Source organism: Candidatus Methylomirabilota bacterium (assembly GCA_036001065.1).
In the GTDB taxonomy this organism is placed as follows: domain Bacteria; phylum Methylomirabilota; class Methylomirabilia; order Rokubacteriales; family CSP1-6; genus MNEF01.
Genome location: DASYUQ010000134.1, coordinates 1 through 20,330, shown reverse-complemented (window position 1 = coordinate 20,330; position 20,330 = coordinate 1). Strand labels below are relative to the sequence as shown.

Sequence of the window (20,330 nt, the reverse complement as noted above, 5' to 3'; positions counted from 1 at the left end):
TGATGCCGTCGCCCACCATGGCGACGGGGCCGTCCTGCTGCAGTCGCCGGACGATCTCGGCCTTCTCGCCGGGGAGGACACCGGCGTGAACCTTCTCGATGCCGAGCTCGGCGGCCACGCGCCCCGCCGCCCCCTCGTTGTCCCCCGTGACGAGCACAGGCGTCATCCCCGCGTCCTTCATGGCGGAGACCGCCGCTTGGGCGTCCGGCCGTAGCTCATCAGCGAACCCGAGCGCTCCGAGAAGCTCGCGGTCGCGTCCGATCACCACGACCGTCTGGCCTACGACCTCCAGCTCCGCGATGCGTCGGCGGAGCGGCGACACGTCCACGCCGTCGTCCTCGAGATAGACGGCACGGCCGACGAGCACTCGCCGGCCGTTGACGCGGGCCGCAACCCCCCGCCCCGCGACCGCCTCGAATTCCTCGACCGCCGGGATCCGGAGCCCGCGGTCCAGTGCTGCGTCGAGCGTCGCGCGGCCGAGCGGGTGCTCGGACGAGGCCTCGGCAGCCGCGGCGAGCGCGAGGAGCTCGTCGGCGTCCCGGAGGTCCACGACCTCCTTCACGACGGGGCGGCCCACCGTCACGGTGCCCGTCTTGTCGAGGACGATGTGCCTGACGAGCCGGAGGGCCTGGAAGGCCTCGCCGGTGCGCATGAGGATCCCATGGTCCGCTGCCTCTCCCGCGCCCCGCACGATGGAAAGCGGTGCTGCGATCCCGACGGCGCAGGGGTAGCCCATGACCAACACGCTCAGGGCGGCGAACACGGCGCGTTCGAGGTCCGGTTGCCCGGTCAGCCACCAGGCGCCAACCGTCCACCAGATGAACGACAGCGCTGACAGGATCAACACCGCCGGGGCGTAGACCCGAAGGATGCGGTCCACCAGGTGCAGGATGCCCGGCTTGAGGGCGCGCGCGTCCTCGACGTGCCTGACGACCTGCTGGAGGAACGTCTCCGCTCCGACCGCCGTCACGCGGATCAGCAGAGTGCCGAGCCCGTTAATGGACCCTCCGATGACGGCGTCCCCCTCCGTCTTCTCGACGGGCATTGGCTCCCCGGTTACGAGGGACTCGTCGACCGCCGAGCGCCCGGCCATCACACGACCGTCGACAGGGACGCGGGCCCCCGGCCGGACGCGGACGAGGTCGCCCACCCTGACCTCCTCGATCCCGACCTCGATCTCGCGATCGCCGCGAACCACGAGCGCCGTATCGGGCTGGAGGTCGAGCAGTCGCTTGACCGCCTGCGAGCTACGCGTCTTGACCAGGAGCGACAGCCATTCGGAGAACAGGTGGTAGTTCACGATGAGAACGGCCACGGCGAAGAACGGTGCGGTCGGGTAATCCGGCCGGCGCAGGATGAGTCCGAGGACACCGCCGGCGAGGCCCGCGAAGGCGCCGAACTCGAGCAGCACGTGCTGGTTGAGAATGCCCCGGCGGATCGACTGGAACGCCATCCGGAGGAAGTGCCCGGCCAGTCCGAACACGACGAAGACGGCGAACCCGCCGACGATCCACGGCACCGCCGACTCGACAACGCCCGACGCCTTCGCTGCCAGGACGATCGCGGCTGCTACCGCAAACCCTGCCGTGCTAAGCACCGCGCGAGCCTGCCCCTGGCTGCGGAGGATCAGGAACGCCAGCGTCCCAAGCGTGAGTCCCACGATCCCGTCGAGGAGCAGCAACCACGCGCCACGCACCTGCAGGATCATCGCGATGGTGATCAAGCTCAGCCCGATGGCAGCGAGCAGCCGCTTGCCCTCGCGGGCCAACTCGGCCTCTTCCTCCTCGTACGGTCGCACCTTGCGCGGGTCGTAGACCGAGTAGCCGATGTCCTTCAAGGTGCCCAGGATGTCTTGAGGCGTGACCGTCGCCGGGTCGAATTCCACGAGCGCCTGCTCGTGCGTGAGGCTGACCGCGACCTTGTGAACACCGGGCAGCTGGCCCAGCGCCTTCTCGATCGTCCCAGTGCAGAGCGAGCAATGCAGCCCGCTGATCTTGGCCAGGAAGCGCGAACGCCCGCCGGGAGCGCGGCCCTCCTCAACCCAGTACGGTGTGGACGCCGTCGGCTCGATCGTCACCACGCTGCTCATCACGCCACCTCGTAACCGGCCTGCTTGATGCGGGCTTGCACCGCCTGCGCCGACGTGCGAGCCGGGTCGAAGACGACCTTGACCTTCCCGGCGCGGTGATCGGCTGCGCTCCGCACGACGCCGTCAACCTGCGCGAGCGCTCGCTGGATCCGCTGCTCACACCCCGTGCAGGTCATCCCATTCACGCGAAGCTCCAACTGTTCCATCACCACATCCTCCGCGATCAGTCCTTCGGGTCATTCAAGGGGTGCGCGCGACGCCGCCGCGCGATGCCCCTCGATGTGCGGGCACACCGCGGCGCGCCGCCGGCTGGCGCGGCTCCACGCCGCGAGGCTCCGGCGGATCTGCCGTCGCATGTCGATCAAGTCCCGGAGCTTGCGGTCCAGTTCTTGCGCCTTGTCCTGGAGCAAGCGGCGGACGTGCGCGCACGGCGGCCCTCCACCCTGGCGGATGGCGATGATCTCCCGGATCTCTGCCAGCGTGAGCCCGAGCCCCGCCGCCTGCTTGACGAAGGTCAGCGTCTCCACGGCGTCCTGACCATAGAGGCGGTAGCCGTTGGCGCCCCTCGTCGGCCGTGGCAGCACGCGCTTGGCCTCGTAGAACCGGATCGCCTTGGCGGTGACGCCCACCTGCCGCGCCAGTTGGCCGATCTTCAACCCGCCGTTCACGTCGCCGTTTCGGTCCGCTGGTCGGACGCCTGGCATCGCGCGACGCATGCGAGACTCAACCTGCGCCACAGCCATCGCTACACCTCCCGGCCTTTCCGAGGCCCGCGACCCGCGGGCGTCTCGATGTGGGGACACACTGCGGCGGCTGCTGCCGGCCGGTGCTTCCACGCAGTCAGGCTTCGTCGGATACGACGTCGGAGTTCGAGCAGATCCTTGAGCTTGCGATCCAGCTCACCGGCCTTGTCGCGCAAGAGGCGATGCACGTGGGCGCACGGTGGGCGGCCGCCTCGGCGGATCGCGATGATCTCTTTGATCTCCGCAAGTGTCAGACCGAGGCCGGTCGCTTGCTTGACGAAGTACAGCATCCCGACAGCGTCGTCATCGTAGAGCCGGTAGCGGTTCGCGGCCCGCTTCGCCGGCGGCAGGACCCGCTTGCGCTCATAGAAGCGGATCGCCTTGGCGGTCACTCCGGCCCGGCGGGCCAGCTCTCCGATCTTGAGGCCACCATCCATGTCAGTGCGTAGCCTAAACCTTTCCCCTTAGGGTAAGGTCAAGGCTGTTTTTTCAGGCTCACCCGGCCTCGCGTTCGAACGCGGCCGTGAGATCCCGGTCGGTGATGAGACCGTCGAGCTGCGCCACTTCTCTGCTGCCCCGAACCACGAGGATCGTCGGGATGCTCTTGACCCCGAAGCGCTCGGCCACCGGCATGTCCCGGTCGATGTCGACGCGATACACCGGCAGTCGGTCTGCGTATTGTCGGGCGATCCTTTCGAGGCGGGGTTCGAGCGCGCGACACGGTGGGCAGCGGGCTTGGCCTCAGGTCGCCGCCGGGTCCAAGCGCAAGTCGGAAGCGCGACGGGTGATCAGTCCTTCAAGACGCGCGATCTCTCTTCGGCCGACAGCCAGTCACGTATCCTAGCTGCGATCTCCGGCCCAGCGCGGCCGTGGTAGCTTGAGCGAATCGGCTGCTAGAGCGTGAGTCGTCGACTACAGGGCGAGCCGTCGCAACCGGAGCGCGTTGAAGATGACCGAAACCGAGCTGAAGCTCATTGCCGCGCTCGCGATGATCGGACTCAGCAGGAGGTCGAAGACCGGGTAGAGCACGCCCGCAGCGATCGGCACGCCGAGCGCGTTGTAGATGAAGGCGAAGAAGAGGTTTTCGCGAATGTTCCGCATCGTCGCCTGGCTCAGCCGGCGTGCCCGCACGATACCGCGGAGATCGCCCTTCACCAGCGTGATGCCCGCGCTCTCGATCGCGACGTCGGTTCCCGTCCCCATCGCGATGCCCACGTCTGCTTGCGCCAATGCCGGCGCGTCATTGACGCCGTCGCCCGCCATGGCGGCGCGCCGTCCTTCATGCTGCATCGCCTTGATGACCGCGCTCTTGTCTTCCGGAAGCACTTCCGCCTCGACATGCTCGATCCCGAGCCTGCGAGCGACCGCCTCCGCGGTGCGCCGGCTATCGCCCGTGACCATCACGATCTGCAGCCCGGACTCGCGCAGCAGCCGGAGAGCCTCCGGTGTGGATTCCTTGATCGGATCAGCGACCCCCACGAGCCCGGCGACCCGGCCGTCGACAGCGACGAACATCACGGTCTGACCCTCCCGTCGGAGCGCGTCGGCCCGTTCGGCAAGATCGCCGACGGGGACGCCGAGGTCTTCTGTGAGCCGGCGATTCCCGAGCGCGACGGTCCGGCCCTCCACCCGGCCCGCCACGCCTTTGCCCGTGATCGACCGAAAGTCGTTCACGACTGACAGAGTCAGCTTCCTTTCCACCGCCCCAGCCACGATGGCAGCAGCGAGCGGATGCTCGCTGCCCCGCTCCAGGCTGGCTGCCAAGCGCAGGAGGTCAGACTCCGAGTGCCCCGGCGCGGTCACGAGCGAGACCAGACGGGGCTTGCCTTCGGTGAGGGTGCCCGTCTTGTCCACGACGAGCGTGTCGACCTTTTCCAGGACCTCGAGCGCCTCGGCATTCTTGATGAGCACACCCGCTAGGGCGCCGCGCCCCGTGCCGACCATGATCGCCATCGGCGTGGCGAGCCCGAGGGCGCACGGACAGGCGATGATGAGCACCGCCACCGCGTTCACCAGAGCGTAGGCCATCCGCGGCTCTGGACCTATCAGGCCCCAGACGATGGCCGCGATCACGGCGACCGCGACGACGGCTGGCACGAAGTAAGCCGAGACTGTATCGGCGAGCCGCTGGATCGGCGCCCGGCTCCGCTGCGCCTCGCTCACCATATGGACGATCTGCGCCAGTAACGTATCGCTGCCTACGCGCTCGGCTCGCATCACGAAGCCGCCCGTCCCGTTGACGGTCCCTCCGGTGACGCGGCTGCCCGGCGTCTTCTCCACCGGGATCGGCTCACCGGTCACCATCGATTCGTCCACCGCGCTCGTGCCCTCGAGGACGGTGCCATCGACCGGCACCCTTTCTCCAGGACGTACCCGGAGACGATCGCCCGGCTGAACCTGATCGAGCGACACGTCTTCTTCGGTGCCGTCGCCGCGGAGGCGTCGCGCCGTCTTGGGAGCCAGGCCAAGGAGCTGCTTAATCGCGCTGCTCGTCTGGCTCCTCGCCCGTAGCTCGATCACCTGTCCCAGGAGCACGAGCGTGGTGATGATCGCGGCCGCCTCGAAGTAGAGCCCGACCTCGCCCCCGTGCGTGCGGAAAGAGTCAGGGAAGATTCCCGGATCGACGGCGGCGACAACGCTGTAGACCCACGCCGTGCCGGTACCGAGCGCGATCAGCGTGAACATGTTCAGGCTGCGGTTGACGATGGACGCCCAGCCGCGCTGGAAGAATGGCCAGCCCCCCCAGAGCACCACGGGCGTCGCCAGGATGAGCTGCAACCAGGCGATGAGCCGGCTGGACAGCCCGTGGCGCAGCGGCTGGCCGGGAAGCATGTCGCCCATCGCGAACGCGAGCAACGGCACGCTGAGCGCCACGCTGACCCAGAACCGCCGGGTCATGTCTTTCAGCTCGGCGTTCTCTTCGTCGCCGGTCACCGTTCGAGGCTCCAGGGCCATGCCGCAAATCGGGCAAGAGCCCGGAGCGCTGCGCACGATCTGGGGATGCATCGGGCAGACGTACTCCGTCCGTGCGGCGGCCTCCAGGGCACCGAGGGGCTCGAGCGCCATACCGCATTTCGGACACGAGCCGGGCCCGGGTTGCCGGACCTCCGGATGCATGGGACAGGTGTAGATGCGGCCCTGGCTCGTCATAGCGACTAGAAACCCCTCCAGTCTACGAGGCGGCGCATCGTTAGTCGATCGTGACGCGATCGCGATACTCCGGGACGATGGCCCGCTGCCGAGTTCTCCGGCGATACATGCCGCGGGGGCGTTGGCCGGGCCGGGGTCCCGCGGACGGCAAAGACGGTTTCGGTGGGCGCGTTGCGGTCCGCAGCCCAGCGCCCGAGCCGATTTGCATCCGCGTGGCTGGGGAGACCGTGGCCTCGACGTCCTTTCACCGATATTGGACGATCCACTTGCCTCCGAAGGGCCGTGCGGCCAACCCTAGGAGGCCAGACCAGCCCGGCCGGTGCAAGCACGAACGCTACCTTACGAAATCCGCGGGCTGGAGGAAGTGGGTAAACGCCAGGCATGCCGCGATGAAGGCCACGAAGAGGCCCGAGGTCACGTACTTGAGGCGCATGACGGGGGCGTAATCGGAGGGAGCGCCCCGGAGCCGGGTGAGCACTCGCCAGATCAACGCGCTCGCGACGGTGGCGGTCAGCAGCATGCCGGCGCCCATCCAACTGTCCCTCAGCGCGAGCGTTCCGGCGATCAGGGACACGCCGGCGGCGTAGCACGGCACAAAGAAGCGCCGGACGCCCCGCCGTCCGCGCGGGTCGGAGCGCTGGGGCCCGGCCCACTGCGAGGAGCAGATGGCGGTGGCCGGGCCCGTGGGGCACACTACGTTCATCAGGCATGCGTGAGTGCTGCGAGATCAGGACCGACATCCCCGAGCACCAGCGTCGGGTTCTCCAGATCGTGCTCTGGATCAACGGCGCCATGTTCCTGGGGGAGTTCGGCGCAGGGCTCCTCGCCCACTCCACGGCGCTCCTCGCCGACTCCGTCGACATGCTCGGCGATGCCATCGTCTACGGCTTCAGCCTCTACGTGCTCAACCGAGGCGCCCTGTGGCAGGCCCGCGCTGCGCTGCTCAAGGGAGCCATCATGGGCGCGTTCGGCCTCGGCGTCCTCACGGAAGTCGGGGTGAAGCTGGTCCGTGGGCTCGTCCCCACCGCCGAACTGATGGGCGCAGTTGGACTCGCCGCTCTCGCGGCGAACGTCTTTTGCCTGATGCTCCTCTGGCGCCGCCAAGCCGACGACATCAATATGCGTTCTGCGTGGTTGTGCTCGCGGAACGACGTGATGGCCAACGGTGGCGTGCTGCTCGCAGCGGTCGGCGTCGCGTGGACCGGCTCCGCGTGGCCGGACATCGTGACGGGCCTTCTGATCGCCGGCATGTTCGGCACGTCAGCCGTCGGCGTCATCCGGGAGGCCCGGCGCCAGCTGAGGCCCGCCTCAGCGCGATAGGCCCTGCCACCGGCGGCCAACGACAGGGCAGCCCCACGAGGCCGACCGCTCTCACTCGGCCGTGGCCATTGTGGCGCGGAAGGCCGGGTCCAGGCGCCGCAGCCTAAAACTTCCGCTCATGTGCGCAGCAGCGCTATGATTTCCAACTGTATGGGAAAGGAGCCTTCGTGGAGCCTCTGACCGAGCCGGCCGTCCGGCTGATCCCCCTCGGCGGCCTCGGCGAGATCGGCCTCAACATGATGCTTGTCGAGTTCGGCGACGATCTCATCGCCGTCGACTGCGGCCTCATGTTCCCCGACCCGGACGAGCTGCCCGGCATCGACTACGTGATCCCGGACTTCTCCTACGCGCTGGCCAAGCGCGAAAACTTCCGCGCCGTCTTCCTCACCCATGGCCACGAGGATCACATCGGCGCGCTGCCCTACCTCCTGCGGGAGGCCCGCGTGCCCGTGTACGGGACGCCGATGACGCTCGCGCTGGTGGCCGAGCGTCTGCGCGAGCACGACCTCTTGGAGGGAGCCGAGCTGCGGGCCATGCGGCCCCGCGACCGGATCGAGGCGGGACCGTTCCGCGTCGAGCCGATCCGCGTCACCCACTCCATCGTCGACGGGATCGGGCTGGCCATCGACACGCCGGTGGGCACCCTGGTCCACACCGGCGACTTCAAGCTCGATCCCAGCCCTCTCGACGGCGAGCTGCCCGACTATCGGAAGTTCGCCGAGCTGGGCGAGCAGGGCGTCCTCGTGCTCTGCTCGGACTCCACCAACGTGGACCGACCCGGCCACACGCGCTCGGAGATGGAGGTCGGCACGGCGCTCCGGGAACGCTTTCAGCAGGCCCCGGGCCGGATCATCCTGGCCACCTTCGCCTCGCACATCCATCGCATCCAGCAGGTGCTCACCCTGGCCGCCGAGCACGGCCGCCGCGTGGCGCTGGTGGGCATGAGCATGCAGAGGAACGTGGTGCTGGCCGCGGAGCTCGGCTATCTGCGGATCCCCCCGGACGTGCTGCTGCCGCTGGAAGAGCTGGCGCTGCTGCCGCTCGGGCGCCAGGTGATCCTCTCGACGGGCAGCCAGGGCGAGCCGAACTCGGCGCTGGCCCTGATAGCCGCCGGCGAGCACAAGGCGGTGCAGATCGACCGCGGCGACCTCGTCATCGTCTCCGCGCGCGTGATCCCCGGCCACGAGCGCACCGTGGGCCGCGTGATCAACGCGCTGCTGCGCCTGGGCGCCGAGGTGCTCTACGAGGACAACGCGTTCGTGCACGTGTCGGGGCACGCCAGCCAGGAAGACCTGAAGGTCATGCTGACGCTGACCCGCCCGCGCTACTTCATCCCCGTGCATGGCGAGTACCGGCATCTCCTCGGCCACGCGCGCCTGGCGGCCAGCGTGGGGCTCACGCCCGACCGCATCTTCCTCCTGGAGGACGGGATAGGCCTGGAGGTGACGAAGACGGCGGCGCGGGTGGTGGGCCGCTACCCCGCCGGGCGCGTGCTCGTGGACGGCAAGGGCGTCGGCGACATCGGCGCCGTGGTGCTGCGGGACCGCCAGCTCCTGGCCCAGGACGGGCTGGTGGCGGTCTCGCTGGTCGTGAACCGCCAGGGCGCCGTGGTGGCCGGGCCGGAGATCGTCTCGCGCGGCTTCATCCACGTCAAGGAGAACGAGCCGCTGCTGGAGGAGCTGCGCGCGACGATTCGCGCCGCGCTGGCGGCGCGGGTTGCGACGACGCCCGTCGACCGCGAGGCGATCGGCGCGCTGGTGCGCACGACCGTCCGCCACTTCATCACCCAGCGCTTCCAGCGCAAGCCGGTGGTCCTGCCGGTCGTCCTGGAGGTGTGATGGCGACGCTCGCGCGCAGGCGAAAGGAACCCCGCCGGTGGCTCCGCGAGGCGGAGGGGATCGGGCTGGTGGCGGTGGCGATCTTCGTGCTGATGGCGCTGGCCACGTTCGAGCCTGCGCTGGCGCCGGCTCCGCAGCACGGCCCCGTTGGTCCGGTGGGCACCCGGCTCGGCTGGTTCCTCTTCGCCGCCTTCGGCTACGCCGGCTTTCTGCTGCCGCTGCTGCTCGCCGTCATCGGGCTCAGTGTCTTCGTGCGTCCGCTGACCGCCCGCGGATGGCCGCCGGTGATCGGGCTCGTGCTGTTGATGCTGAGCGCGACCGGTCTCCTGGCCGAGGCCTCGAACGCGCTGTCGGCGGCGGACCGCGTCCAGCAGGGCGGCCTTGTCGGCTGGGTGGTGGCGGAGGGGCTGCGGGCGACGCTGGGCGCGGTGGGCGCGTGGCTCGTGCTCCTGGCCGGGGTGCCAGTCGGCGTCCTCTTCGTCACGCAGGTCTCATACGGCGCGATCTCGCGCATGGCCAGAGCCCGTATCGCCGGCTGGCGACGGCGCCGCGCCGCCCGGCCGATGAGGCCCGTCGCCGCCGGTGCGTTCGGCGACGAGGACGCGCCCGCCGCCGTGGTGGTCGATGCGTCCGGGGAGACGCCCCCGCTGCCCGTCGTCGTCGAGCCCAAGCGGCGGGGGCTGGGCGCGGGGCTCGCCTGGCAGGAGACCTTCGACTTCGGCCGGGGCGGCGCCGAGGCCTTCCAGCTCCCGCCCATCGGTTTGCTCCGCGCTCCCGAGGGCGCCGATCACCGGATGACGCACGAGGAGCTCCAGGACAACGCCGAGACGCTGCGCCGCAAGCTCCAGGACTTCGAGGTCGAGGGCCGCATCGTCCAGGTGAGCCCGGGCCCGGTCATCACGTCGTACGAGTTCGAGCCCGCCCCCGGCATCAAGATCAGCCGCGTCGTGAACCTGGCCGACGACCTGGCCCTGGCGCTCAAGTCGGCATCGGTGCGGATCGTGGGACCGATTCCGGGGCGCGGCACCGTGGCCATCGAGGTGCCGAACCCCGAGCCCGCCATGGTCTATCTGCGCGAGATCTTCGCCTCGCCGGACTTCGCCGAGGGGAAGAGGCGGCTGCCGCTGGCGCTCGGCAAGGACGTGACCGGCGGCGGGGTCGTCTCGGACCTCGCCGCGATGCCGCACCTGCTGGTGGCCGGCGCCACCGGCACCGGCAAGTCCGTCGGCCTCAACGCGATGATCTGCTCGATCCTCTACAAGATGACGCCGGCCGAGGTGCGGTTCCTCATGATCGATCCCAAGCGCCTCGAGCTGACCGTGTACGAGGGGATCCCGCACCTGCTGGCGCCCGTCGTGACGGACGCCAAGGAGGCGGCCACGCGCCTGCGCTGGATCGTGGGCAAGATGGACGAGCGCTACAAGCTGCTGCAGGCCCGGCAGGTCCGCAGCATCGAGGGCTACAACAAGGTCGTGGGGCCGGAGGAGCAGCTGCCGTACTGGATCGTGGTCATCGACGAGCTCGCCGACCTGATGATGGCATCGGCCGGCGACGTGCAGATGGCTCTGGTACGGCTGGCCCAGATCGCGCGAGCGGTGGGCATCCACCTCATCATCGCCACCCAGCGCCCCTCCGTCGACGTGGTGACGGGGCTGATCAAGGCGAACTTCCCCACGCGCATCGCCTTCCAGATGGCCTCCAAGGTGGACTCGCGCACGGTGCTCGACGCCAACGGCGCCGAGCAGCTCCTGGGGCGGGGCGACATGATCTTCGTCCCGCCGGGCGCCAACAAGCACATGCGCGTGCACGGCGCCTGGGTGGCGGACGAGGAGGTCAAGGCCATCTGCGAGTTCCTCCGCACGCAGGGCACGGCGGTCTACGAGGAGGTCGTGCTGCCGACGGAGCAGGAGGTGGCCGAGGGCGCCGTCGCCGAGCGCGACGACCTCTACTGGGACGCCGTGCACCTCGTCATCGGCCAGCGCCAGGCCTCGATCTCGTTCCTCCAGCGCCGGATGCGCCTGGGGTATCCCAAGGCCGCGCGCTTCATCGACATGATGGAGCAGGACCGCATCATCGGCCCCGGCGACGGCGCCAAGCCCCGCGAGGTGCTGGTGGGCCCGGAGTATCTCGCCAAGCGCGGGAAATAGCCCGCGGGCAAATCCGGCCCCGCTGAACCTCGGTTGCCTGCCGGGCTCCCGAGGGCTATAGTCCCGTCACCTCTCCGAGCGCTCGGCGCCCGAGCGAGCCATGCGGGAGGGACGAGGCACCCGATGCCCTGGTGCGCCGAGGAGATCCGGCCGAATCTCATCCGACAGCGCGGGGTCGTCCCCGACCCGCGCCGATCGTAGGGGCTATCGTGCGCAAGTACGTCGCCCGGCGGTTGTTGCTCTTCGTCCCCACCCTCCTGGGCGCGTCGGTTCTGATCTTCGTCCTGCTGCGCCTCGTCCCGGGGGACATCGCCGAGATCCTGGTGTACCAGGCCGGGACGGAATCGAGCGCGATCCAGCAAAAGCAGGTCGAGCAAATCCGCCGTGAGTTCGGGCTCGACCGGCCCGTGGTCGTCCAGTATGTGCTCTGGCTGGGCAACGCGCTGCGCGGGGACTTCGGGTACTCGTACACCCAGCGGCGGCCGGTCGCCGACATCCTGAGCGAGCGCTTCCCGCGCTCGCTGGAGCTTGCGTTCCTCACGCTCGTCGTCGCCATCGTCTGGGCCATCCCGCTCGGCGTAGTGTCGGCGACGCGCCAGAACACCTGGGCCGATTACCTCGTACGGCTCGTGAGCATCAGCGGCCTCAGCCTGCCGATCTTCTTCACCGGTGTCCTGATCCTCTATGGACTGGTCAGGTTCTTCCGGTGGCTGCCACCCCTGGAGTTCGTGGCGCTCACCCAAGACCCGCTGGAGAACCTGAAGCAGCTCGTCTGGCCCACGCTGGCCCAGGCCTATTACATCAGCGCGCCCATCACGCGCCTCACCCGCTCGCAGATGCTGGAGGTCATTCGCCAGGACTACATCCGGACCGCGCGGGCCAAGGGGCTTGGCCACTGGGCCGTCGTCTACCGCCACGCCCTCAGAAACTCGCTGCTGCCGGTGGTGACGTTCATCGGCTGGTGGGGCGGTCGCCTCCTGGGCGGGATCGTCATCATGGAGTTCATCTTCGCCGTTCCCGGCATGGGCACCGCGCTGGTCCAGGCGGTCAGCTACCGGGACTACCCGACCGTGCAGGCGATCGTCTTCGTCATGGCCCTGATCTTCTTGACCCTCAACCTCCTGGTCGATCTCCTCTATGGCTGGCTCGATCCGAGAATTCGGTACGCCTGAGATCGCGGGCCGCCCCCGCGTCGCCGTCGAGGTGCCGGGCGCGGCCGTCGCTAGCCGGACCCGCTCGTGGCGCGCGCTGGCCCACCAACTGGGCCGCTTTGCCACCGCCCAGCCTCTCGGCACGCTGGGCGGGTTCATCGTGCTGGTACTGATCCTGACGGCTGTCTTCGCCCCGCGGCTGGCGCCTCACGGCGCCAAGGACGCGGCGTTCGCGCCCTACCTGCCACCGAGCGCCGAGTTCCCCATGGGCACCGACCAGATCGGCCGCGACGTCCTCAGCCGCGTGGTCTGGGGCGCTCGCCTGTCGCTTTACGTCGGCTTGGTCTCGGTCACCTTCGGGATCACGCTGGGCGCGTTCTGGGGCATCGTCACCGCCTACTTCGGCGGAGCCGCGGACGGCCTGAGCCAGCGGCTGGTGGACATACTGATGGCGCTGCCCCCGATCATCCTGGCCCTGTCCCTCATGGCGGCGCTCGGTCAGACGGTGACCAACGTCATCATCGCATTGGCCATGTTGTTGATCCCCACCGCCGCCCGGACGCTCCGCTCGGTCGCGCTCAGCATCAAGGAGAGCCCCTACGTGGAGGCGGCGCGGGCGGCGGGGTGCTCGCACTGGCGGGTGATCTTTCGCCACGTCCTGCCCAACTCGTTCTCGACGTATATCGTGCTGTTCACCGTCAACATCGCCTATGCCATCGTCGTGGAAGCCGCGCTCAGCTTCCTGGGGTTGGGGGCGCCGCCCGACGAGCCGTCGTGGGGCGGCATGCTGACGGCGGGCACCCAGGCCCTGGAGACGGCGCCGTGGATGATCTTCTTCCCCGGGCTGGCCATCAGCCTCACCGTCTTCGGCCTCAATCTCTTCGGCGATGCGATCCGCGATCTGGCCGACCCCCGACTTCGGGGCGGGCTCGGATGAGCCGGGCCCCTACAGGAGGAAGCATGATGAGACGGCCCTCGATTCCCGCCCTGATCCTCTCCGCGCTGCTGGCCGTGGCCGGCGCGTCCCTGGCTGTCGCCCAGGAGAAGCCCCGCTACGGCGGCATCCTCAACTGGTACGTCTACGGCGATCCGGGGCGCCTCGACATCCACGCCGAGTCTCCGCTGTCGGTGCAACAGGCGACGGCCGGCGTCTACAGCGGCCTCCTGCATGTCGACCCCGACGACCCCGGCAAGATCGCCCCCGACCTCGCCGAGCGGTGGACCGCGTCCGCCGACCGCAAGACCTACACCTTCCACCTCCGCAAGGGGGTGAAGTGGCACGACGGTCAGCCCTTCTCCTCGGCCGACGTGAAGACGACGTTCGACCGGGTCCTGAACCCGAGCTTCCAGAGCCCACGCTGCGGGTCGATGCTGAAGCCGATGGTGGCGAGCGTGGAGCTGGTCGATCCCCACACCGTGCAGTTCAACCTCAAGTTCCCGGCCGCGCCGTTCCTGCCCTCCCTGGCGTCGGCGTGGTGCCGGATCGCGGCCAAGCACGTGCTGGAGAAGTACGGCGACCTCACCAAGCCCGAGGCCCAGATCGGCACCGGCCCCTTCAAGTTCAAGCGCTACGAGCGCGGCAACGTGGTCGAGTGGGAGAAGAACAAGGACTACTTCATCCCGGGGCTGCCCTACCTGGACGGGGTCAAGCAGTTCGTCCTGGTCGGCGTGCCCACCCAGCTCGCCGCCGCCAAGGCGGGACGCATCCACCTGTGGGACACCTGGCCGCCGCTGAGAAAGACCGAGGCCGATGAGCTCCGGCGGGCCCGCGGGGAGGAGATCGAGATCAGCCAGAACTCCATCGCCACGATCGCGCTCGTCTACATGCATACGCAGAAGCCGCCCTTCAACAACCCCGACCTCAGGAAGGCGGTGAGCCTGGCCATCGACCGTCAGGAGCTGGTCGCGAAGGCCTTCGAGGGGGCCGGCGTGCCCTGCGCGCTGCTCGACCCCAAGCTGTTCGGCGACTTCGCACTCGCGCTGGAGGAGGTGAACAAGCTTCCCGGCTGCCGGCAGCCGAAGGACCAGGACATTGCGGAGGCCAAGCGGCTGGTCGAGAAGCACCACCCGAACGGCCTCGACATCGAGGTGGCCGTCCGCTCGGTGGGCGGCTACGTCGACCGCGCCCAGCTCATCCTGGCGCAGCTCCGAAAGATCGGCATTCGCGGCACGCTGAAGACCTACGAGAGCGCCGCCGGGTTCGCCGTGTACGGCAAGGGCGACTTTATCCTGATCGCGATCCAGGACCGGGCGATGGTGACCACAGACCCGTCCGACATGTTCTCGCTCATCTACACGACGGGCGCCGGCAGCAATTGGGGGAAGTGGTCCGACCCGAAGGTGGACGAGCTCGCCGAGCGGGCGCTCAAAGAGACCAGCCGCGACAAGCGCAAGCAGGCCTACTGGGAGATCCAGCGCCACATCCTCACCGGCCCCGTGTCCGCGGTTCCCGTAGCCTGGGTCGAGGGGTTCCACTTCCGGGACAAGCGCGTGCGCGGCTATCACTTCGCCCGCACCGTCTACGACAACAGCACCTTCATGAAGGTGTGGCTGGCTCCGTGAGGAGGCCGCCATGGCCAGGAACGGCTTCCGGGTGTTCGACAGCGACCTGCACGTCATCGAACCCGTGGATCTCTACGAGCGCTATCTCGACAAGCAGTACCGAGACCGTGCGCCGGAGCCGCTCCAATCCTCGCACGGCTACGTCCGCCACTGGCGCGTGGGCGAGTGCGTCTTCCCTCGCCCGTTCGGGAAGGGCCGGGTCGAGCCGAGGCCCGGTCCCGGGTGATCCTGACCGGGTACGCGGCGGCCGGCTTCGACGCGGCCTCCCAACTCCGCGCCATGAGGGGGAAGTGATGGGCCTGGGCCGCCGTCGAGCAGCCGGGTCTGCGGGGGTGGGCGCCGGCGCCCTGGCCGTCCCGGACAGCTCGTTGTTGACAGGTTGATTCTCTTGTAAAGTACGACTCGGCCACGGCTGTTCCGATGCCACCCTGAACCCGGGAGGAGAATGCCTATGCGCTCCAGGGTCTCCCCGTTGGGCCTCGTGTCCGTCACGGCGGCTCTGATCGTCGTCCTGTCTGGCCTCGCCATCGCCGCCGAGCCGAAACGCGGCGGCACCCTGCGCGTCTCCTACGGCAACGAGATCGCCCACCTCGACTTCCACACCGCGCCCGGCTACGAAATGATGTGGGTCGCGATGAACGTCGGCTGCGGGCTGGTGAACATCACGCCCGACGGGAAGTTCGTGGGCGACGCCGCCGAGTCCTGGCAGGTCTCCCACGACAACCTCACCTACACGTTCAAGCTGCGCAAGAACGTGCTGTTCCACGACGGCACCAAGGTCGACGCCGCCGCCGTCAAGTTCAGCATCGATCGCCTCATGGACCCGGCCACCAAGTCCGGCATGCGGACCTTCTACGACCCGGTGCACAGCGTGGAGGTGCTCGATCCCCACACCGTGCAGATCCGCCTGAAGCAGCCCTATGCGTTCCTGCTCCACATGCTGGCCGCGTACCGGACGGGGCTGATCCTCTACTCGCCGATGGCGACGCAGAAGTACACGCTCGATGACCGCAAGCAGGGCAAGCCGGGGGCGGTGGTGGGATGCGGGCCGTTCCGGCTCATCGAGTGGGTGAAGGGAAGCCACCTGGTGATGGAGCGTTTCGACAAGTACTTTGTGCCCGGGCTCCCCTACCTGGACCGCGTGCACATCCGCACCATCAAGGACCCTGTGACCGAGATGGCCGCCTTCAAGGCCGGGGAGATCGACTTCGTCGCCTCCTTCTCGCCCGAGCACGTCGACACGCTTCGGGCGCACAACCCGCGGGCGCAGATCATGACCGGGAAGGAAACTACGCCGATGCTGGCGGCCATGAAGGTGACCCTCCCCAAGGACGGCAAGCCGATGTCCAAGGAACGGGCGCCGCACCCGATCTTCGGCGACCTCCGCGTGCGCAAGGCCGTCGGCTGCTACGGCATCGACCGGCAGGAGATCGTGAAGATCGCGTTCAAGGGCCAGGCGACGCCCTGGGTCGGGATGGCTGCGCCGGGGACGCTGGAAACAGTGGACGTCAACCACCTGTGCCCCTACGACCCGGCCAAGGCCAAGGCCATGCTGGCCGAGGTGGGCTACGGGCCGTCGAAGCCCCTGACCTTCGAGATCTTGACCGACACCGAGAAGTCCGTGTTCAATGTCATCGCCACCGTCATCAAGGAGCAGATGGCGCGCATCGGGGTGACCGCGAACATCCGGCTGGTGGACAAGGTCAGCTGGATGAACACGAGCCTCCAGGACGGCCCCTGGGACATGTACGTCGAAGATCTACTGTCCCTGCTGACCATCGACTCGAACGCGTACCTGTCGAACACCACGTCGACCTGGAGCCACCCGCGCCACACCGACACCAAGGTCGACGACTACTACGCCCGGTACGCCCGGGAGATGGACCCGGTGAAGCGCAAGGCCATCGGCAAGGAGTTGCAGGAATACATGGCCGACAAGATGTACTGGAACAACATCTCCGGCTCGCCCTTCTACATGGTCGCGCAGCCGTGGATGAAGGGCTACATCTACAACGCCGAGTTCGAGGTGCACTACCACCGGGTCTGGCTGGACAAGTAACCGGTCGATCGCACGCCGGCGGCCACCACCGACCGGATGGTGGCGCCGGCGAGCCCGGAGCGTCGGATGCGGGTGTACATCCTGAGACGGCTCCTCCAGATCGTGCCGACCGTCTTCATGATCACCCTCGTGGTGTTCGTGATGATGCGGTCGGTCCCGGGCGACCCTGTCGTCGCCCTGCTCGGTGACGCCTACACCGAGGAGGACGCGATCAAGATGCGCCAGGTCTACGGGCTGGACAAGCCGATCCTGGTGCAGTACCTGATCTGGCTCGGCAAGCTGCTCCAGGGGGACTGGGGAACCTCGATCCTGAGCGGGCGCCCGGTCCTCGAGGACGTGCTGATCCGCTTGCCCGTGACGCTCGAGCTGATCGTCCTGTCGATGGGCGTGGCGCTCGTCATCGCCATCCCCGCCGCGATCATCGGCGCCTTGCGCCAGAACACCTGGGCCGACTACACGGCGACGTCGGTCGCCATGATCGGGGTCTCCATTCCCGAGTTCTTCCTGGGCGTCTTGCTCCTCCTGGTCTTCTCCTTCGGCCTCCACGGCGCGCTGCCCAGCTCGGGCTGGGTGTACCTGCCCGGCACCTGCCCGATGATGGTGTGCGGGGTGAGCTTCTGGGGCAACATGCAGCACGTCCTGATGCCCGCGATCGCGCTCGGCGTGGGACGGGCCGCCATCCTGACGCGGCTCCTCCGCGCCAGCATGCTGGAGGTCATCCGCACCGAGTACGTGACCACCGCGCGCGCCAAGGGCCTGAGCGAGCGGCCGGTCGTGCTGAGGCACGCGCTGAAGAACGCGCTCATCCCGACCGTCACCGTGATGGGCCTCCAGGTCGGCTTCCTCATCGGGGGCGCGATCGTGGTGGAGACTCTGTTCGCCATGCCCGGCCTCGGCACCTTCGGCATCGACGCGATCATCGCGCGGGACTACCAGCAGGTGCAGGGCTTCGCCCTCATCACCGCCATTGCGTTCGTCGTGATCAACCTGATCGTCGATCTGACGTACACGTTCCTGGATCCGCGGATCCGGTACGCCTGAGGCACCGTGGCCGACGGCGGAGAGTCCCTCCGGATGAAGCACCAGGCGATCGGCGGCGGCGTCCTGCGCGAGGCCGACCTCCCGGGGATCACGGGAATCGCCCGGCCGTGGGCGCGCGAGCGCTCGGAGTCGCCGCTGGCGCAGGCGCTGCGCCGGCTCCGGCGCAGCATGACCGCCCTCGTCGGCGTGGCCATCGTTGCTGCGCTGATCGTGGTCGCCCTCTTTGCGGATGTGCTCGCGCCCCAGAGCCCGACCGCCAGCGACCAGACCCACACCTTCGAACGCCCGAGCTGGGACTACCCGCTGGGGACGGACCAGCTCGGGCGCGATATGCTGAGCCGCGTCATCCACGGCAGCCGGGTCTCGCTCGCGGTGGGGCTGTCGTCGGTGCTGCTCGCCCTCTTCTTCGGTGTCCCACTGGGGATGATCGCCGGCTATTACGGGGGCCGCGTCGACACGCTCGTGATGCGGCTCATGGACCTGATTCTCGCCTTCCCGATCTATCTCCTGGCCATCATCCTGATGGTCATCTTCGCGCCGACCGCGGGCGTGATCGGCACCATCAAGGTCACGGGCGCCATCGCCATCGTGCGCATCCCCATCTACGCCCGCCTGGTCCGGGGCAGCGTGCTCTCGATCAAGGAGAAGGAGTACATCGAGGCTTGCCGTGCCGTCGGTGTGCGCGATCCCTCGATTCTCCTGCGCCACGTCCTGCCCAACTGCCTGGCGCCGATCATCGTGACCACCACGCTCGGCATCGCCACGTCCATCATCGTGGAGGCCACGCTCAGCTTCCTCGGGCTGGGTACCCAGCCTCCGACGCCGAGCTGGGGCTGGGACCTCAAGGCCAACGTCGCCTTCATCCAGGCGAACCCCTGGCTCTCGCTCTTCCCCGGGCTCGCCATCTTCGTCACCGTGCTGGGCTTCAACCTCTTCGGCGACGGCCTCCGCGATGCGCTCGACCCGCGGCTCAAGTAGTTCCGGCTCCGACTCGAAGCAAGAAGAGACCTCAACCATGGGGGACTGGGGATGAAGACAACGGCAATCCGGACACTCGCTGGCAGTCTCGTGGCCCTGCTCGTGCTGGGCGTCGGCACGGCCTGGGCCAGCCACCGGCCGAACAACGAGGTGCTGATCGGCGGCGCGATCTCCCAGACCGGGCGCTACGCCGAGCCCGCGGGCCGGCAGGTCTACTCGATCAAGCTGTGGGTCGACGAGGTCAACGCCCGCGGCGGGCTCCTCGGCCACCAGATCACCCTGCGCCTGCTCGACGACAAGTCCGACACCCAGACGGCCATCAAGCTCTACGAGAAGCTGATCACCGAGGACAAGGTCGACCTGTTGCTGGCGCCCTACTCGAGCGGCATCACCGAAGCGGTCGCCAACGTCAATGAGCGCTACAAGATGCCGTTCGTCGCCTACGGCGCGGCGTCGACCCCGATCTGGGAGAAGGGGCGGAAGTACATCTTCAACATCGTGGCCGTCGCCGAGGACTACCAGAAGGGCGCCGTCCACCTGGCCAAGCAGATCGGCGTCAAGAAGGCGGCCGTCATCGGTGAGGACAGCCTCTTCCCCCGCCAGTCGGCCAGGGGCGCCAAGGACTGGTCCAAGAAGCTCGGCATCGAGATCGTCCTCGAGGAGAACTATCCGCTCAAGCAGACCGACTTCACCGCGCTGCTCCAGAAGATCACAGCCGCGGGCGCCGAGGCCATCTTCTCCAACAGCTACTTCGCCGATGCCGCCGCCCAGCTCCGGCAGATGCGCGAGCTGAACCTGAACTTCAAGCTCTTCTCCAGCACGGTCGGGCCGGCGCTGCCGAACTTCCCCGAGCAGCTCGGCTCCACGGCCGAGTTCGTGCTGGGGTTCAGCCAGTGGGAGCCGCTCCCCAAGGTGCTCGGGCATCCGGGCATGCCGGAGTACATCGAGCGCTACGAGAAGCGCTTCGGCGAGAAGCCCAACTATCATGCCGGCGGGACGTACGGCGCGCTCCAGGTGACCGAGGCCGCCCTCAAGAAGGTGGGCAGCTTCGACAACGAGAAGCTCCGCGACGCCCTGGCCACGATCGAGGTGCAGACGATCTACGGTCGCTACAAGGTCGACGCCCGGGGCATGAACTCCCACGAGGGGCTGACCTTCCAGATCCTGCGGGGGCAACGCCGCGTCGTGTGGCCGGAGAAGTGGGCGGAGACGAAGGCGGAGCTACCGATGCCGGAGTGGAGCAAGCGGTAGG

Annotated in this window: 17 protein-coding genes and 1 pseudogene; 11 read left to right on the top strand and 7 right to left on the bottom strand. The window is 68.4% G+C overall.

What is annotated here, in order from left to right; all coding sequences use genetic code 11:
- The 7 genes and pseudogenes from VGV13_13225 to VGV13_13195 form a co-directional block, all read right to left on the bottom strand.
- A partial coding sequence (locus tag VGV13_13225; protein HEV8642055.1) for a cation-translocating P-type ATPase occupies positions 1-2,089 on the bottom strand: 2,089 nt, incomplete at its 3' end.
- Positions 2,089-2,295: a cation transporter gene (locus VGV13_13220; GenBank protein ID HEV8642054.1), complete on the bottom strand. Its 207-nt coding sequence runs from the start codon at positions 2,293-2,295 to the stop codon at positions 2,089-2,091. The genes VGV13_13220 and VGV13_13225, both read right to left, overlap by 1 nt.
- A 30-nt stretch (positions 2,296-2,325) precedes the next feature.
- Positions 2,326-2,757 (bottom strand): heavy metal-responsive transcriptional regulator, encoded by a 432-nt coding sequence (locus tag VGV13_13215; GenBank protein HEV8642053.1) that lies wholly within the window; start codon positions 2,755-2,757, stop codon positions 2,326-2,328.
- Between the two features lie 77 nt (positions 2,758-2,834).
- Positions 2,835-3,269: a MerR family transcriptional regulator gene (locus VGV13_13210; GenBank protein HEV8642052.1), complete on the bottom strand. Its 435-nt coding sequence runs from the start codon at positions 3,267-3,269 to the stop codon at positions 2,835-2,837.
- A 58-nt stretch (positions 3,270-3,327) separates the two neighbouring features.
- A pseudogene (locus VGV13_13205) lies at positions 3,328-3,549 on the bottom strand (thioredoxin family protein).
- Positions 3,550-3,744: 195 nt separating this feature from the next.
- Positions 3,745-5,982, bottom strand: coding sequence for a copper-translocating P-type ATPase (locus VGV13_13200; GenBank protein ID HEV8642051.1), 2,238 nt, complete (start codon positions 5,980-5,982; stop codon positions 3,745-3,747).
- Between the two features lie 334 nt (positions 5,983-6,316).
- Positions 6,317-6,676, bottom strand: a complete 360-nt coding sequence (locus tag VGV13_13195; protein HEV8642050.1) for a hypothetical protein — start codon at positions 6,674-6,676, stop codon at positions 6,317-6,319.
- A 14-nt stretch (positions 6,677-6,690) separates the two neighbouring features.
- Between VGV13_13195 and VGV13_13190 the strand changes: the two genes are divergently transcribed.
- The 11 genes from VGV13_13190 (at position 6,691) to VGV13_13140 (ending at position 20,329) form a co-directional block, all read left to right on the top strand.
- A complete protein-coding gene (locus VGV13_13190; protein ID HEV8642049.1) occupies positions 6,691-7,302 on the top strand; it encodes a cation transporter in 612 nt (203 codons plus the stop codon).
- A gap of 167 nt (positions 7,303-7,469) precedes the next feature.
- A complete protein-coding gene (locus VGV13_13185; GenBank protein HEV8642048.1) occupies positions 7,470-9,140 on the top strand; it encodes a ribonuclease J in 1,671 nt (556 codons plus the stop codon).
- Positions 9,140-11,287, top strand: a complete 2,148-nt coding sequence (locus VGV13_13180) for a DNA translocase FtsK (protein ID HEV8642047.1) — start codon at positions 9,140-9,142, stop codon at positions 11,285-11,287. Before VGV13_13185 ends, VGV13_13180 begins: the two co-directional genes overlap by 1 nt.
- Before the next feature lie 209 nt (positions 11,288-11,496).
- A complete protein-coding gene (locus VGV13_13175) occupies positions 11,497-12,459 on the top strand; it encodes an ABC transporter permease (GenBank protein HEV8642046.1) in 963 nt (320 codons plus the stop codon).
- A complete protein-coding gene (locus tag VGV13_13170; protein ID HEV8642045.1) occupies positions 12,425-13,375 on the top strand; it encodes an ABC transporter permease in 951 nt (316 codons plus the stop codon). The genes VGV13_13175 and VGV13_13170 overlap by 35 nt, the downstream gene beginning before the upstream one ends.
- A 23-nt stretch (positions 13,376-13,398) precedes the next feature.
- The gene (locus VGV13_13165; GenBank protein HEV8642044.1) at positions 13,399-15,000 is read left to right on the top strand and encodes an ABC transporter substrate-binding protein; all 1,602 of its coding nucleotides are present in this window, start codon (positions 13,399-13,401) and stop codon (positions 14,998-15,000) included.
- A 10-nt stretch (positions 15,001-15,010) separates the two neighbouring features.
- Complete coding sequence (locus VGV13_13160; protein ID HEV8642043.1) at positions 15,011-15,226, top strand: hypothetical protein; 216 nt, start codon at positions 15,011-15,013, stop codon at positions 15,224-15,226.
- Positions 15,227-15,451: 225 nt separating this feature from the next.
- A complete protein-coding gene (locus tag VGV13_13155) occupies positions 15,452-17,059 on the top strand; it encodes an ABC transporter substrate-binding protein (protein HEV8642042.1) in 1,608 nt (535 codons plus the stop codon).
- A gap of 66 nt (positions 17,060-17,125) precedes the next feature.
- Positions 17,126-18,100, top strand: a complete 975-nt coding sequence (locus VGV13_13150) for an ABC transporter permease (protein HEV8642041.1) — start codon at positions 17,126-17,128, stop codon at positions 18,098-18,100.
- A 6-nt stretch (positions 18,101-18,106) separates the two neighbouring features.
- Positions 18,107-19,078, top strand: coding sequence for an ABC transporter permease (locus VGV13_13145; protein ID HEV8642040.1), 972 nt, complete (start codon positions 18,107-18,109; stop codon positions 19,076-19,078).
- 51 nt (positions 19,079-19,129) lie between these two features.
- The gene (locus VGV13_13140) at positions 19,130-20,329 is read left to right on the top strand and encodes an amino acid ABC transporter substrate-binding protein (protein ID HEV8642039.1); all 1,200 of its coding nucleotides are present in this window, start codon (positions 19,130-19,132) and stop codon (positions 20,327-20,329) included.
- Position 20,330 lies beyond the last annotated feature (1 nt).

Coding starts and splice junctions, on each gene's coding strand:
- VGV13_13180 (HEV8642047.1), top strand. CDS start 9,140: ATGGCGACGCTCGCGCGCAGGCGAAAGGAACCCCGCCGGTGGCTCCGC.
- VGV13_13200 (HEV8642051.1), bottom strand. CDS start 5,982: ATGACGAGCCAGGGCCGCATCTACACCTGTCCCATGCATCCGGAGGTC.
- VGV13_13165 (HEV8642044.1), top strand. CDS start 13,399: ATGATGAGACGGCCCTCGATTCCCGCCCTGATCCTCTCCGCGCTGCTG.
- VGV13_13190 (HEV8642049.1), top strand. CDS start 6,691: ATGCGTGAGTGCTGCGAGATCAGGACCGACATCCCCGAGCACCAGCGT.
- VGV13_13140 (HEV8642039.1), top strand. CDS start 19,130: ATGAAGACAACGGCAATCCGGACACTCGCTGGCAGTCTCGTGGCCCTG.
- VGV13_13220 (HEV8642054.1), bottom strand. CDS start 2,295: ATGGAACAGTTGGAGCTTCGCGTGAATGGGATGACCTGCACGGGGTGT.
- VGV13_13150 (HEV8642041.1), top strand. CDS start 17,126: ATGCGGGTGTACATCCTGAGACGGCTCCTCCAGATCGTGCCGACCGTC.
- VGV13_13170 (HEV8642045.1), top strand. CDS start 12,425: ATGGCTGGCTCGATCCGAGAATTCGGTACGCCTGAGATCGCGGGCCGC.
- VGV13_13210 (HEV8642052.1), bottom strand. CDS start 3,269: ATGGATGGTGGCCTCAAGATCGGAGAGCTGGCCCGCCGGGCCGGAGTG.
- VGV13_13155 (HEV8642042.1), top strand. CDS start 15,452: ATGCGCTCCAGGGTCTCCCCGTTGGGCCTCGTGTCCGTCACGGCGGCT.
- VGV13_13160 (HEV8642043.1), top strand. CDS start 15,011: ATGGCCAGGAACGGCTTCCGGGTGTTCGACAGCGACCTGCACGTCATC.